Source organism: Leeuwenhoekiella parthenopeia (genome assembly GCF_020782115.1).
In the GTDB taxonomy this organism is placed as follows: domain Bacteria; phylum Bacteroidota; class Bacteroidia; order Flavobacteriales; family Flavobacteriaceae; genus Leeuwenhoekiella; species Leeuwenhoekiella parthenopeia.
In genome coordinates this window covers 230,570-245,890 of record NZ_JAJGMW010000002.1, presented here as the reverse complement: position 1 = coordinate 245,890, position 15,321 = coordinate 230,570, and the positions used below count along the sequence as shown (strand labels likewise).

9 protein-coding genes are annotated in these 15,321 nt (G+C 44.1%); 4 read left to right on the top strand and 5 right to left on the bottom strand.

What is annotated here, in order from left to right; translation table 11 throughout:
• The first annotated feature begins 125 nt into the window (after nucleotides 1–125).
• A complete protein-coding gene (locus LLW17_RS02285; RefSeq protein WP_228228647.1) occupies nucleotides 126–1,400 on the top strand; it encodes an alginate export family protein in 1,275 nt (424 codons plus the stop codon).
• Between the two features lie 1,382 nt (nucleotides 1,401–2,782).
• On the opposite strand, the gene LLW17_RS02280 is transcribed toward LLW17_RS02285, so the two are convergent.
• From LLW17_RS02280 to LLW17_RS02260, 5 genes are all read right to left on the bottom strand, one after another.
• Nucleotides 2,783–4,204: a purine-cytosine permease family protein gene (locus LLW17_RS02280; protein WP_228228646.1), complete on the bottom strand. Its 1,422-nt coding sequence runs from the start codon at nucleotides 4,202–4,204 to the stop codon at nucleotides 2,783–2,785.
• 3 nt (nucleotides 4,205–4,207) lie between these two features.
• Entirely contained in the window at nucleotides 4,208–5,356 is a 1,149-nt protein-coding gene (locus tag LLW17_RS02275; RefSeq protein ID WP_228228645.1) for an alpha-hydroxy acid oxidase, read from the bottom strand.
• A 5-nt stretch (nucleotides 5,357–5,361) separates the two neighbouring features.
• The gene (locus LLW17_RS02270; protein ID WP_228228644.1) at nucleotides 5,362–6,735 is read right to left on the bottom strand and encodes an FGGY-family carbohydrate kinase; all 1,374 of its coding nucleotides are present in this window, start codon (nucleotides 6,733–6,735) and stop codon (nucleotides 5,362–5,364) included.
• A 17-nt stretch (nucleotides 6,736–6,752) separates the two neighbouring features.
• Entirely contained in the window at nucleotides 6,753–8,033 is a 1,281-nt protein-coding gene (locus tag LLW17_RS02265; protein ID WP_228228643.1) for a sugar isomerase, read from the bottom strand.
• Nucleotides 8,034–8,112: 79 nt separating this feature from the next.
• A complete protein-coding gene (locus tag LLW17_RS02260) occupies nucleotides 8,113–10,209 on the bottom strand; it encodes a bifunctional aldolase/short-chain dehydrogenase (protein WP_228228642.1) in 2,097 nt (698 codons plus the stop codon).
• Between the two features lie 189 nt (nucleotides 10,210–10,398).
• On the opposite strand from LLW17_RS02260, the gene LLW17_RS02255 reads away from it, so the two are divergent.
• The 3 genes from LLW17_RS02255 (at nucleotide 10,399) to LLW17_RS02245 (ending at nucleotide 15,297) form a co-directional block, all read left to right on the top strand.
• Nucleotides 10,399–11,445, top strand: coding sequence for a GntR family transcriptional regulator (locus LLW17_RS02255; RefSeq protein WP_228228641.1), 1,047 nt, complete (start codon nucleotides 10,399–10,401; stop codon nucleotides 11,443–11,445).
• A 79-nt stretch (nucleotides 11,446–11,524) separates the two neighbouring features.
• A complete protein-coding gene (locus tag LLW17_RS02250; RefSeq protein WP_228228640.1) occupies nucleotides 11,525–13,624 on the top strand; it encodes a DUF5722 domain-containing protein in 2,100 nt (699 codons plus the stop codon).
• Nucleotides 13,621–15,297 (top strand): sulfatase, encoded by a 1,677-nt coding sequence (locus tag LLW17_RS02245; RefSeq protein WP_228228639.1) that lies wholly within the window; start codon nucleotides 13,621–13,623, stop codon nucleotides 15,295–15,297. The genes LLW17_RS02250 and LLW17_RS02245 overlap by 4 nt, the downstream gene beginning before the upstream one ends.
• Nucleotides 15,298–15,321 lie beyond the last annotated feature (24 nt).

The following is a 15,321-nucleotide window of genomic DNA, read 5'->3' as shown; positions in this document are numbered from 1 at the left end:
TAATTAATTAGTCTTTATTTAGGTGTTTTCATAAAAATACGGTTTGATAGAACATTTTATTAAGTATATATACTTAATATTTGATTTCTTGAATATCTTTGGTCGCACAAAAACACCTGAAAGCCATGAGAACATTAAAACTTGTATTCTTCTTTTTATGTCTAAGCCCCATAAGCCTGACTGCACAGGAATTTAAACTGGACGCCGATTTGAGGCAGCGCTTTGAATACCGACATGGTTTTGGAAGCCTTTTTCCAGACGATGCCGAGCCAGCAGCTTTTGTAAGACAACGTGCGCGGCTTAACTTCAGCTATGACGCAGAAGCCCTTAAACTCTTTGTGGCTTTTCAGGATGTGAGCACCTGGGGCGATACCCGCCAGATTTTGCCATCAGATGGCAACGACTCCTTTATGCTTTTTCAGGCCTGGGCAGAACTTAAACTGGGGACCAACTGGTCGACCAAATTGGGAAGACAGGTTATTGCCTATGACGACCAGCGCATATTTGGCGGTCTCGACTGGGCGATGCAGGGACGTTTTCACGATGCCGCACTATTAAAGTATAAAAAAGAGGGGCTTATGCTTGATTTGGGTTTTGCATTTAGCCAGCAGGGCGAACCCTTTCTGGGCAACGTCTATGATGTTCCCGGTTACTTTACCTACAAAAGTCTTCAATACGCCTATTTTAAGAAAAGCTGGGAAAAATCGAGCTTAAGTATTCTGGCTCTTAACACCGGTTTTCAGGGGTTTAGTGATATCGAACGCACCCAGCCCGATGGCGTTTACTATACCCATACGCTGGGTACCTATTTCAGTTTTCCTATACAAGCGCTGGCTATAACCGGAAGCGCTTACTATCAATTTGGTGATGCCTATCCCGTGGATCAAAGCCTGTCTGCCTATCAGCTTGCACTTGATGCAGCTTATAAGACCGGCAAAACGACTCTTGGGATAGGTGCCGAATTGTTGAGTGGCTCAGATCAGGGCAGTACAGACCGCCGTTCTTTCTTCCCGCTGTATGGTACCAACCACAAATTTAATGGTCTGATGGACTATTTTTATGTGGGCAACCATGCCAATTCGGTAGGTTTAAACGATTTGCACGCGAGTGCTACCTTTCAAACCGGAGAACAGTCTAATCTAATGCTTGCCGCCCATTATTTTGCCGCTAATGCAACGCTTGCTAATGATGCCGATTCGTATCTGGGGACCGAAATTGATTTGGTTTACACCCAACCGCTTCTTAAAAACGTCAAGCTGCAATTGGGGTATTCACACATGTTTGCTTCAGAAAGCATGAGCCTCATTAAAGGTGGAACGACTGCCGACAATACCAACAACTGGGGCTGGGCGATGCTGGTAATTAATCCGGAATTATTTAAACACAGTTTTAAAAACTAAATTCCTCATTACCTTACGAAGAGCGCAAATGTTCGGATTCGTCCTGATTGAAGCTTCATATATCCGGCATCAATCAGGATGAGTCATTTTAAGAGAAGTTATTGTAGCCTCACCAGCCCCGAAGTCCCGATGCGTCGGGAGGGGAACCTGGATCTTTGTAGCCTCACCAGGGATAGAACCCAAGCCCCAGACCTGCATAATCATAAGGGATTGTCACATTAGTCCATTTTCTGTTGACGATGTGCGAATTTGCAGGCATCTGATTACCAACTTTCAAAACAAATTTAAACATTTTAAAATAACGGATAACTTAAATCCCTCAATCAAGACACTGGTACACTAAAAATACAAGCAAAAGGATTTAGTCATCAAAGTTTATTTCATAGCGTTTACTGTGTTCTAAGCCCCTCGTCTTAAAATACAAAGGATTTTTAGCTGCTAAATCCTAAGAGTAATCAATTGCTATTGCCTAAAGTATTTTATTCGTTTGTAGTTCATTTCATTTTGAACTTTTCCAGTTCTTCATAAAACATATTGTTGATAACCTATTACAACTAGTAATTGAGCAAATTTTCTGTAACACTTTTGAAAGTAAGCCTTTTTAAATTGAAAGAGACAAACTCCTCTATTCGGATGGAATTTTCAAAACAATATTGACTAAATGAACATAAACTACATAATTTAATAACCTACTTTATAAGTTTTTGAGACTTATAATAAATTATTATGACCTCCTTTGGATCAGCTTAAAAGATTAGCTTCAATTTCAATAGTATAAATACATATCACTATGCTATTCTTCATTTTACGAATTGAACTTAATTAACTTACTATCAGGGATTATAGACTTAAAGCTCTTTTTGGATATAATTTTTAGAAGAAATCACATATAATTTCTGTTATAAGCGCAGAGAAAAAATATATAAAACCATTTCAAACCTATCCAGCGTATTAAACTCGATTATATCAATACAACAAGTCCATTTATTTGAGAGATCATTTTTGCTAAAGAATAGGCCATTGTAGAATAAATCAAACAAATAATATCTCTTATTTTATATATTGATATAGGATTCGTACATCCCAAATTTAATTTAAACGTAGCTTTTCAACGCAATTAATTGTTCACTGCTGGCTTGATTTTATTCAAACAGAAAGTTAATTTAATGATACAATTTCATCAGCTCAGGAAATGTCCTTCTCTTACAAATTAGACGTAACTTTTAAAAGCTTTTAGATCAATACTTCATTTTGTTTATTCGCTGCAAGAATTATTTTTTCGAATAAATTTCTACTTATGTAAAATAGTAACTTAGATAATAATTCGACGTATTTACAGAACAAGTATTTTTGAACATTTCCCAAAAAAAATCCTTAGTTTACTACTTCAGCACTTTGCCTCTTCTGAAAAGCCTACTAAAGATTAAAAATAAAATTCCGCAACTGATCCACGCGGGTAAGGTGAGGAACGACAGGAATACATCGTATTCCAGCGAAATAAAATAGAAAACCCCAAAACTCAATGCCCAGGCTGCAAAAACCGCCCAATTGAATTTGATTCCGCTTTTTTCTGCGTAAAAGGATTGGATTCCGGCTTGTTTGCCAAAGAAGTACTCAAACACGATGATGGCTCCTATGGGTGCCAGAATAAAGCCGTAGAGGGCGACAAAGCCCAAGAGTTTCATGGCAAAGGCGGGAAACAGACCGGCGATGGTTGCAACCGTTCCGGCGATAATGGTTACCCAAAAGGTAGACAGTTTGGGGGTAATGGCCTGAAAGGCAAGACCGGCACGGTAAATCGTGGGATTTGCGGTGGTCCAACCCGCAAGGATTACGGCAATAATGCCAAAAATTCCAATGGCGTTATAGGCTAACGGACCGGGAGCTACCGAAGGTGCTTCCCCACCGCTCAGCATCGCTTGGGCTTCGGGTGATTTAAGATAAACGGCATACAACAGAGCTGCGGCGATCCAGGCAACGTAATGGCCTATGTAAATTCCGGCAGCGGTCGTCCAGCCTGAGCTGGCTTTTTTCGCAAAGCGAAACACCGAAAGATCAGACATCCCAATGTGCATCGCGGCATTGGCAAACCAGGACCACAAGACTACATGCCAAAAGGTATATTTAATTTGCCCCGGAAATGGCTCACTGCCTTCGCCCCAGATATTCCAAAAATCGGTAAAACTGCGTACTTCCAGTTGGCTGAGTGCCACCACCCCGCAGGCGATAAACGCCAGTACGATTACGGGCGACATCCAGTTTGCCGCTTTAGCCACCGTATTGTAGCCTTTTGCAGCAATAATCGAAATCACCGCGCCTATGGCAATCACAATGACGACCCAGGTGAGACTGTTGGGCGTGGTATCGGTAAGTTTGGGCATTTCCATATCAAAAGGGATCCCAACCGCGGTGGCCGATACGGTGATCATCGCCCCAGCCAGGAAACAAAACAGGACTCCGTTTGCCAGATTATAGGCGGTCACCAGACGGGTACCGCAAATTTTCTCCAGATGAAAATAAAGCGTGTATCTGAATTTGGTACCGATTTCCGCCGTTAAAAAACGCCAGCTCAGCACAGCCATAAGGTTACCTATGAGCAAGCCCACAATCAGGTCAAAAGCGCTTACACCGGTAGTTAAAAACAAGGGTCCAATAACAAACTCGGTACCTGCCGCGTGCTCCCCGGCGTACATTCCTAAAAAGGCTTTCCAGCTTTGAAGTTTAGACTGGGGTACGCGTTCGCGTTCAAATTCGCCGCCGGCAATGGCCTCAATGGCTTCTTCTTCCTGGTTGTATTGTGACATAGATTAGGTTATTAGGTGTTTGGGCAGGTCTTCGACTCGCTCGCAAACCAGTTGATCCATTACTTGTTTAAATTGGGTTTTGAGCATACTTATGGTATGATCGCCACCTTTATCACCCAAGGCGCCGCAACCGTACATAAAGGAGCGGCCCATAAAGGTAAATTTGGCACCGCAAGCCATCGCACGAGCGATATCGGGACCAGAACGCAGGCCGCTGTCCATCATCACCTCGATCTGATCGCCATAGGTTGCGGCGATTTCCTTTAAGGAGTTAATGGTAGATTGGGCTGCATCGAGCTGGCGGCCACCGTGGTTGGAAACGATAATACCGTCAAAGCCCATACGTATTGCATCCTGAGTATCCTGTAGGGATTGCACCCCTTTTAGCACCAGTTTACCCTTCCAGCGGTCGCGGATGGGTTTGATTTTTTCTTCGTTGAGTTTCCCCGAAAAGGTGCGATCCATAAAGGCTCCCAGTTGTTTTAGATTTAAACCTTCGGGCGTGTAGGGTTTAAGGTTTTCAAAAGAAGGCTGCCCGTATTTGAGCGTATTGTAGGCCCATCTGGGTTTACCCAGAATTTGCATAATGTTGCGCACAGACATTTTGGGCGGAAGCGCTAATCCGTTTTTAAAATCCCGCGGGCGAAAACCAAAAGTAGGTACATCACACAACAAGACCAGAACCGGGCAACCTGCTGCCTGCGCACGGTCTATAATATCGTTGCGGACTACATCTTCAACCGGATTGTAAAGCTGAAACCAGGCATTACCTTCGGTGAGTTCGCTGGCTTTTTCAATATCCATCGTTGTTACCGTACTCAGGATAAACGGAATATTATGCTTGTGGGCTGCTTTAGCCAATATCGCGGGCGAATTGGGCCACATCAATCCCTGCAAACCTACCGGAGCGATCCCAAAAGGCGCGTCAAACTCCATCCCCAAAACTTTGGTTTTGGTAGAACTTTCGCCATAATTATTGAGGTAACGTGGCTGCAATTGTACCTCGCGAATTTCAGAGGTGTTGCGCCTGATGCTCACGTCTTCATTGCAACCTCCGTCCAGATATTCAAAGGCAAAAGCGGGAACTCGGCTTTTTGCTTTGGTTCTTAAATCGTCAACAGAAGGATAGGCTGTATCAAAGGAATTTGCCATAGTTTTTAGTTTACGATAAAGGGGGTATGCTTCTTCATCGAGTAGTTTTTCTTCAAAAATTTTGAATTCAATTGCGTATCTGAAATGCAAATCGCAGCTCCCAGAGCAGATCCCAGCGAGGAGTCTGTGGTACGCAGTTCCATCGTTCTAAAATGATGCGAAAGCAGTTGTATATACACCTCGTTGTCGCTAAAACCGCCATCCACAAAAAGCTTTTCAATAGCCATCGCGCCTTTGGCGCTTTTGATACTCGCAACCTGCAACAACACGAGCTCCATCATAAGATGATGATAGGCGTGCTCAAAAGTGGTGTAGCGCAACACGGTTTTGGGAGGCATATTTGGGTCTGCAATCGTTTCCCAATGAAACAGGTTTTCAAAGTCTTTATGAATCTCGTAGTGCATCTCGGGGTCAAAGACGACCTGCTTGTGATAGTCTGCATCTACCCCATAATGTTTGGCCAGTTTTTCAACCTGTATGCTGTATTCTTTCCCCAAAAATAAACGCGCCGATTTAACGGGTTTTCCGTTGATACGCATATAATTGATGCAATCGTCTGCAACATCCTGTTTGGTAAGCAAGCTGTCGGTAAAGGGATTAAGCGAAATGCTCCAGGTACCGGTTGATATGAGTATAAACGGTTTGTTCAGGCTACGCACATAGGGCAAAAGGGCCGCACTGCTGTCGTGAATACCCACCCCGATTTTAATACGCTTGCCGTTGTAATTCATATTGATGCTCGTTTCGGTAGAAACAATCGGCGGAAGCAGTTGATCTATTTTTTCGGCATAGACCCAGTCGTGATAGTCCTTTTTCTCAAAGTCCCAAAGGCCGGTATGACAGCCTATGCTGGTGTATTCACTCAGCGGAATTCCCGTAAACACATAACTGAGGTATTGCGGTAAATGCAGGCTGTAGCGTATTTTAGCAAACACTTCAGGTTTTGTGTGTTTCATCCAATACAATTGCATCCCGGCATTGAGCATTCCGGCGCTTGAAGTGCCTGTTTTTTGGTGAAACTTCGCTTCGGGTCCGTATTTTTCGTAAAACGAATCGATGATTTCCTGCGGAATGCTTTTGGTATAATTATACATCGGGAAAATCACCTCGCGGTTTTCGTCCAGATGCACCAGACTGGCCCCATAAGACGAAAAGTTTATCGCCCTGATGTCGTAGTTTTCGGTTTTTAGAATACGGTCAAAAACACTTTTCAGCCAATTGCGCAAAGCGGAAAGATCTTCGGTAGGATGCCCGTCTTCATCTTCAATTTCTTCAAACTGAACATACTCGCGATACACCTCCTGAAAGTCTTCATCAAAGAGAAAAAACTTCTTATTGGTTTTACCTATGTCAAATATGGCCGTTACCGTTTTCTTCATCAGGATGCTGTTGCAGATTAAAGTCCGGTTGCTACCGTTTTATTACCCCGTTCTTTAATTAGGTTTTTACGTACGTCGAGTGCGCGATAGGCATCAATAGGATGAAGCGCGCCACCGTGACGCAAACGGGCCTCACGAATAAGCGGGCGCACATCGGTACGGTAGGCGTGTTGTAAAAGTTCCTGGCAGGCCGTCACATCGTGTGCTTCCTGAGCGGTTTTTAAAGCCTGTTGATCGATAAGCAAAGCTTTAGCATAAGCTTCCTGAATGGCTTCCAGCGATTGTATTAAATCTTCTAAGGGGTCTTTTACGTTGTGACTGGCATCGATCATCCAACCCAATTCCGGGTTTTGGGTGTTGTTTTGCATCCCGTACACGAGTTCATTAAAAATGAGGAACAGTGCATACGGTTTTATGCTGCCCACGGTAAGATCGTCATCGCCGTATTTACTGTCGTTGAAGTGAAAACCACCCAGTTTGCCTTTCAGCATCAATACCGAAACGATTTGTTCGATATTGGTATTGGGCAAGTGATGGCCCAGATCTACCAGGGTATAAGCCCGGTCGCCGCAGCCGTTTGCCAGCATCAGCGAAGTACCCCAATCCTGAATAACGGTACTGTAAAAATTAGGCTCGTAAGGTTTGTATTCGATATAGAGTTTCCAGTCTGCTGGCATATCCTCGTAAATCGAAATCAGGCTGTTTTGGGTATGCGTAAGTGCGGTCTGGAAATTGTTTTGCCCCGGAAACGACGAGCCGTCAGCAAGCCATACCGTAAGCGCTTTAGAACCTAATTTGTTGCCAATCTCAACTACTTCCTTGTTGTGAGCAATGGCTTGCTCGCGTACTGCTGCACTGGTATTGCTTAGCGAACCGTATTTGTAAGATTCCTTTTGATTTTTTTGGTCCTGAAAGGTATTGCTGTTTACCGCATCAAATTTGATCTTGTGGTTTGCAGCGAGTTCTTTAATCGCATTGTAATCGTTTGGCACATCCCACGGAATATGTAAAGACACGGCCCCGGCCGTTTGCGTAAGACTGTGTATAAGCCCTATATCTTCGATCTTTTGATCCAGTGAGGCAGGCTCACCGCTGAATGAAAATCGACCAAAACGGGTGCCACCGGCGCCTAAAGCCCAGCTGGGAATGGCCACCTGAAAATCGGCCAGTTTCCCAATTACCGAATCTACCTTAACGCCCGATTTCGATAACGATTGAGCTAAAAAATCGAAGTGTGAAGTATGGTTTTCGAGACCCTTTTTATTGAGGTCTTCGAGTTGCTGTTTTTGAATCTTCATAAGTAAAGTTTTAGCTTAGGTTGGTTAGGAACCTCAAAGTACTTAAGATTCCTAACCTTCTAAACCATTCAATTAAAATTTAACGTACAAAAGCATTGGCCATACCACCATCTACGTTGATGGTATTTCCGGTACTTTTTTGAAGCACCCCTACACAGGCAAAAACGCCATCGGCTATATCATCTGGCAGGATGATTTCATTAAGCAGGTTGCGTTTGGCATAGTGTGCCGGCAGGTCTTTTACGTCGATACCATAGGCTTTGGCGCGGCCTTCGGCCCAGGCGCCTTCCCAGATTTTACTACCCACGATTACGCCGTCTGGGTTTACGGTGTTTACGCGAATTTTATCTTCGCCCAGTTCGGCAGCCAGAAGTCGGGTCATATGTTGCTGCGCGGCTTTGGCAGTACCATAGCCCACGTTGTTAGGCCCTGAAACCAGACCATTTTTACTGGCGATATTCACAATATCACCGCCCAGACCTTGCTTGCGCATGATGGCAACCCCTTCCTGAGCCATTAAAAACTGACCTTTTACGAGTACATTTTGCAGTAAATCCCAATCTTTTTGAGAGGTTTCTTCCAAAGGTTTTGAAATGGCCAGACCGGCAGAATGAATGATGATGTCAACACCACCAAATTCTAAACAGGCCTTTTTATAGGCTTTTTTAATGGCTTCTTCACTGGTAACATCACATACAGCGCCTGCAACCTGATCTTTTTTATAGGTGGCAACGGCTTCCTGTAAAGCTTCCTCACTCATATCGGTTAGGACCACATTAGCTCCTTCAGCCACCAGTTTGTCGGCGATTGCTTTACCAATTCCACCGGCGGCGCCGGTAACGATAGCTACCTTGCGCGAAAGCGGTTGTTCTTTTGGCATACGTTGCAGTTTAGCCTCTTCAAGCAACCAGTATTCAATATCAAAAGCTTCCTGACGCGGCAGGGAAGTATAATTGGTGATGGCTTCGGCACCGCGCATCACATTGATGGCGTTGATGTAAAACTCACTGGCAACACGTGTGGTTTGTTTGTTTTTCGCAAAGCTGAACATTCCCACTCCCGGGTAAATAATGATCACCGGATTGGGATCACGCATAGCAGGGCTGTTGTCGTGCTTGCAGTTCTCGTAATATTCCCGGTACTCCTGGCGGTATTTTTCAAATGCCGGATTGAGTTGGTCTAAAACGGACTGCGTATCATCGAGGTTTGCGTTTTTATCTAATTCTAGCACCAAAGGTTGAATTTTGGTACGCAAAAAGTGATCGGGACAGGAGGTACCCATAGGCGCCAAACGCTCCAGATCGTTGCTGTTTATAAATTGAAGTACGGTATTGCTGTCTGTAAAATGGCCTATCATTCGGCTTTCTGAAGAAGCGAGACCGCGTAGGAGCGGCATCAGTTTTGCAGCCTGATCTTTACGCTGCGCAGCCGGTAAACTTTCTACCTTTTGACCGCCAAAGACACTGCCATTTTCTTTTACTTTTTGTTCTATATAAGCCGAAGCTTTTTCAATTACCTCCAGGCTGTTGATGTAGCATTCGTAAGAAGTGTCGCCCCAGGTGAAAAGACCGTGACTGCCTAAAACAATACCGCGAATACCGGGATTTTCGTTAAGACATTTCTCGAGCTGAAGTCCCAGATCAAAACCGGGACGCTGCCAGGGCACCCAACCCATAGTATCTCCCCAAATTTCTTTGGTAATGCGCTCGCTGTCTTCGGCAGCTGCAATGGCGATAAGCGCATCGGGGTGTAAATGATCTATATGTTTAAAAGGTAATAGGCCGTGAAGCGGCGTATCAATCGATGGCGCTTTAGAATCCAGGTCATAAATACAATGGTTGAATAAGCCTACCATGCGATCTTCATCTTCCAGACCTCCGTAAACGTTTTTTAAGTTTCTAAGACGTTTGGTGTACAGGCCGGCAATCCCGGCTCGGGTAAGCGTGCCGATATCACCACCAGAACCTTTTACCCACATGACTTCTACCTCTTCATTGGTAAGTGGATCTTTTTCCAGGGTTTTACAGCTGGTGTTACCTCCACCGTAATTGGTAATTCTAAGGTCTGCGCCCAGAATATTGGAGCGGTATAAAAAAAGTGCGACCTGGTCATCGCCCAAAGCTGCAGCATGTTCCTCATCCCACAAGTAATCTACGTGATTAAAAGTTTTTTCCATTCTATTTTATCTTGATTAAACGCATCTGTAACCAAAAATAGATGTTGAAAACAAGGAGTGCATCCTGTGCTGTACTGTAAGATAATATTTCATTAAGTGTATCTTTTGTCTAATTTTACTGGAAGCACTATGCTGTACAGTTAGGGCGCTTTTAAACAGAAATTTACAACTAACCACTGAAGCCAATTTATGTCAACAGGTATTGAAATTTACATTAATGAAGATTCAAGAATCCCCAAATACAAACAAATTGTAGATTCAATAATACAGGACATATCTAGCGGCAAGTTGAAAGTTGGGCAAAAAATACCTTCTATCAACGAGCTTGGCGAATCGGCCTATCTAAGCCGGGATACTGTTGAAAAAGCCTATAAAATACTCAAGGAGCGAAAAATCATCATCTCTGTAAAAGGCAAAGGTTATTATACCGCAAAAACCGATTTGATTTCTAAAATCAATGTGTTTTTCTTAATCAACAAACCCAGCTCCTACAAGATGATGATCTACAATCATTTTGTAAATGCGATGGGGATCAATGCCCACGTAAACCTGTTTATTTACCATTGTGAAGAGTCGCTTTTTGTAAATGCCATCGAGAAAAATGTGGGGGCCTACAATTATTATGTGATTATGCCGCATTTTAAAGACAGCGACCTCAATCACGTGAGTTACACTCCAGAAGTATTAAAAGCGCTCGAATTAATACCAAAAGATCGCCTGCTCATGGTAGATAACATAAAGCCTGAAATCAAAGGAGATTACGGCGCGATCTATCAGGATTTTAAAGAAGATATTTTTAGGGCTTTGGAAGAAGGTATCGAAAAGATAAAAAAATACGACCGCCTCATTCTGGTCTATCCTTCCAAAAGTATTCATCCCTACCCACGCCGCATTGTACACGGGTTTAAACACTTCTGCCAGAAATACAACTTTGACTTTGAGATTCTCGACGAACTCTATGAAGACATGGAATTTGAGAGCAAAGACGTGTATATTATCATTGAAGAGATGGATCTGGTTAATCTGGTGCGTCAAATACGCGCCCGCAATCTTACGATGGGTAAAGACATTGGCGTTATTTCTTATAATGAAACGCCGCTCAAGGAGTTGCTGGGTATAACCGTAATCAGCACCGATTTTAAAGCTATGGGCGAGACAGCTGCATATATGGTGCTTAAAAACAAAAAAGAGCGGGTCAAAAATGTGTTCAAATATGTAGAGCGCAATTCGGTTTAAATCGAAAACGTAACAAGACAGCACAGGATACAAATCCTGCCGGGAAAGGTTATTTTAGAGAACAACTAAAATAATCTGTATGCGCGGCTTACTCTCTCTTGGCATTTTTCTTTTTCTACATCTGGCCTGGTCTCAGGATGCTGGTCTGGCTTTACAACTCAATCTCAATCAGACTCACGAGTTATCGGTGACCGAGGATGCATCGGTTTATGAAATTACCACCACAGGCTCTGATCCCTATATTGTGTCATTACCTCTTACTCAGGGGTTAGAGGCCAATCAAAATCAACTTGCGTTTGAGTATTTCTGTCCTACCGGGATTGATGTTTTGCAGGTTTACACCTATCCCATAAATCCGGGAGAAGAGCCCGTCACCCTACGCGACATAGGCTCTACAGAAGGCTGGGTGCCAATTAGAATAGACCTCACCGAAAAAATCAGCAACTGGGGGAAAAAAGGCGATTCGTTACGAATTGATTTTGGAACCGCTCCCGGACTAACCATTCAAATTAGAAACCTCCAAATACGTGCGCAATCGGAGCGCGAGAAGGCGATTGAGGCAGAAAAACAGGCCAAAAAACAGCAGGAACTTCAATTACAGGCAGCTATAGAAAGTTACCTCAACACCAGCTATGAAGGCCAGATCACACAGGTACTCGCCAAAGAGGAGGTCATAGAAATCACCGGAACCATCTCCGGAAAAGCAAAGGTTTTATTGGCTGAAATTCCGCTGCACGAACATGTTACCGATTTTAAAACAGCGCATTTCACTAAAATAATAAGGCCCAATAATGGCATTTTTAAAGCTGAAATTCCCCGCTATCATAAAGTAGCCGGAGCGCTTCAGGATCGATTGCTGTCCCGTTGGATTTTAGTAGAACCCACAACAGCAAACCCGCTTTCTCACGCGCGATATACCGATTCGGTCGTGCCGCAATACACTTATGACTACTTAAAACCCAAAACCATTAAAGGTCTGGGCGGTTACAGTGCAGATCGCCAGGCGCCTTCTTCAGACCTGGAAGATCTGGGCATCAATAGTGTTACGGTAAATATTTGGATTAACGGACTTTTTAGATCCCAAGCTTCCGCAGAAAATGTGCCTTTTGAGTATTTGGGGAAAACCTATTACGTTAACAAAGAGCAGCTCGATAAATACGACCGCACGATGCAAAAAGCATTCGCGCTCGATATTGAAGTTTCTGCAATTCTGCTTGTTGCCAAAGCAAGCCAATCCCCCGATAAAAAAATTGGGGAAGCCCTGCAGCATCCCGACTGCGATCCGGCCGGGATTTATGCGATGCCAGACGTGACCAGTGCCCAAGGCATCACCTACTACAGTGCCATCAACGACTTTCTGGCCCAGCGCTACAGCAGACCAGACGGTAAATTTGGTCGCATTCACCACTACATCATTCACAATGAGGTTGACGCCGGGTGGGTATGGACCAATGCCGGTGATAAAACCAAAACTGTTTTTATGGATTTGTATCACAAATCGATGCGCCTTACCTACCTGATCGCCCGCAAATACAATCCCAATGCTCAGGTGTTTATTTCGCTTACACATTACTGGAACTGGACCTCCAATAATATGTTTTACCATTCTAAAGACCTCTTGAATCTTTTGGTAAGCTACTCTGATGCCGAAGGAAATTTTGAGTGGGCTATCGCGCAACATCCCTATCCCGAATCGCTAAGGGAACCCAAGACCTGGCTCGATAAAAAAGTGAGTTTTGATTTTAACACCCAACTCATCACCTTTAAGAATATTGAAGTTTTGGCAGCCTGGGCCAAACGGCCCGAAATGCTTTACAAAGGCAAAACGCGCATCATTTACCTTTCTGAGAATGGAACGAACTCGCCCACTTATTCCTCTCAGGATCTTGACGAACAGGCAGCAGGAATGGCCTATGCCTTGAAAAAAATTAAGTATCTGGATGCGATTAAGGGCTTTCAATATCACAACTGGCAGGACAATCGTAGAGAAGGCGGCCTGCGTATTGGTTTGAGACGCTTTCCGGATGATGAAGAACAGCCCGGCGCGAAAAAACCGGTTTGGTTTGTGTATCAGGCTTTTGGCACAAACCAGGAAGATGCGGTTTTTGACCCTTATAAAAAACTGATTGGTATTGAAAACTGGAACGAAATACGCTACGAAAAACCCATAACCGAATGAAAGCAAAGCATAACTTCCTTATTTATTTGCTCCTGGTATTTGTTTCGTGTCAAAATACCAACAGGCAGGAAGCGCAAACGGAAAATACCATTACTCTACGGCCAAATATTATTTTGATTCTGGCAGATGATTTTGGTATTGTAGATGCTCAGGCTTATGCGCAGTATTTTACCAAAGTAGATACAGCCGAGATGTATTACGAGACGCCAAATCTGGATCGCCTAATCGCGGAAGGCACCGCTTTTTCACAAGCCTATGCAAACCCCTTATGCTCGCCTACCCGGGCCAGCATACTTACCGGCAAATATGCAGCCCGTTTGGGTTTTACCACTGCAATGCCGCTTAGACCGACGTATTACAATCAAAATCTACCGGTACCGGAAGGATATTATGCACACGATGTTTTAGCTCACGAAGATGCCATAAGCATCGAGCAAGCCTGGAAAAACGCCACCTCTAATGCCGCATTGCCTACAGGAACGACTATTGATGATAGCAAAGATGAAGTCACTTTTGCCGAAGCGCTCCCTTCCTACACTTCGGCATTTATAGGGAAATGGCATATTGGCGGATTTGGTGCCAAAGGTTACCAGCCTGCTGATAATGGCTTTAAAACCCTGGCTTATTTTGACGGCGGGGGTTCGGCCTATTTCAACTGGCGTGCAAACTGGGACAATACCGCAACCCGGGCATTTCCAAAAATTCCGCAGGAAATCTGGGAGATTGGAGATTCAGGAACCCATACGGGTGAAGACTATCTTACCAATGATCTTACGCAGCAGACCTTAAACTTTATTGAGGAGCAGGCACATGCAAGCCAAAAACCCTTTTTGCTTTACTTTTCGCATTTTGCGGTACACGCACCTTATCAGGGAGAGACCGATGCTGTTGATTATTTTAAGTCGAAAAGTACCCGGGGTTGGAACAATCACAAAGATCCTGTTTATGCCGCAATGGTAAAAAGTATGGATCGCTCTGTGGGCGCAATTTTGCAAAAGCTGAAAGAAACCGGTCTTGAAGAAAACACCCTGGTAATATTTATGTCAGACAATGGCGGGATTGATTCAAAGCTTACGCCCAAGGGTGATGGTACAGACAACGCTCCTTTTTTAGGCGGAAAAGCTATGCTTACGGAAGGCGGAATACGGGTTCCCCTGGTTTTTAGGTGGAAGAATCACATCCCCGCCAACCAATGGGTCAGCACGCCGGTAGATGTGACCGATATCTTCCCAACTTTGCTTGAAGCGGCTCAGCACGAAATCCCAAACCTCAGCGAGCTCGATGGGCAAAGCCTCTGGGGCTTACTGAAAGATCCCAACAATAGGGAAAACACCTATACCAAAACAACACACTACTGGCATTATCCTTTTAATGTCATTTACAACAGCCCCTACGACAAATTGCCGCTCACACCACATTCTGCAGTGCGCAAAGGCGATTATAAATTGATATTTGACTGGTACGGCCGCCTGCACCTGTACAATCTGGAGCAGGATCCCTATGAACAAAACGACCTGGCCCAACTGGAACCGGAACGGGCGCAAAGCTTGTTTCAGGATCTAAAAAACTGGCTGAAGCAAAATGTGGAGTCCAGATACCTTCCGCAGCTAAACCCAGATTATCAGCCCGATAAGGAAACGCGAAAAACACCTTTTAGAAATTTGATGAATTAGGCAGTCTTGAGGTTTTCGCCTTCA

Bases quoted from the DNA above. Each gene is read 5' to 3' on its own strand.
- LLW17_RS02275 (WP_228228645.1), bottom strand. From the start codon at position 5,356: ATGGCAAATTCCTTTGATACAGCCTATCCTTCTGTTGACGATTTAAGA.
- LLW17_RS02250 (WP_228228640.1), top strand. From the start codon at position 11,525: ATGCGCGGCTTACTCTCTCTTGGCATTTTTCTTTTTCTACATCTGGCC.
- LLW17_RS02265 (WP_228228643.1), bottom strand. From the start codon at position 8,033: ATGAAGATTCAAAAACAGCAACTCGAAGACCTCAATAAAAAGGGTCTC.
- LLW17_RS02285 (WP_228228647.1), top strand. From the start codon at position 126: ATGAGAACATTAAAACTTGTATTCTTCTTTTTATGTCTAAGCCCCATA.
- LLW17_RS02245 (WP_228228639.1), top strand. From the start codon at position 13,621: ATGAAAGCAAAGCATAACTTCCTTATTTATTTGCTCCTGGTATTTGTT.
- LLW17_RS02280 (WP_228228646.1), bottom strand. From the start codon at position 4,204: ATGTCACAATACAACCAGGAAGAAGAAGCCATTGAGGCCATTGCCGGC.
- LLW17_RS02255 (WP_228228641.1), top strand. From the start codon at position 10,399: ATGTCAACAGGTATTGAAATTTACATTAATGAAGATTCAAGAATCCCC.
- LLW17_RS02260 (WP_228228642.1), bottom strand. From the start codon at position 10,209: ATGGAAAAAACTTTTAATCACGTAGATTACTTGTGGGATGAGGAACAT.
- LLW17_RS02270 (WP_228228644.1), bottom strand. From the start codon at position 6,735: ATGAAGAAAACGGTAACGGCCATATTTGACATAGGTAAAACCAATAAG.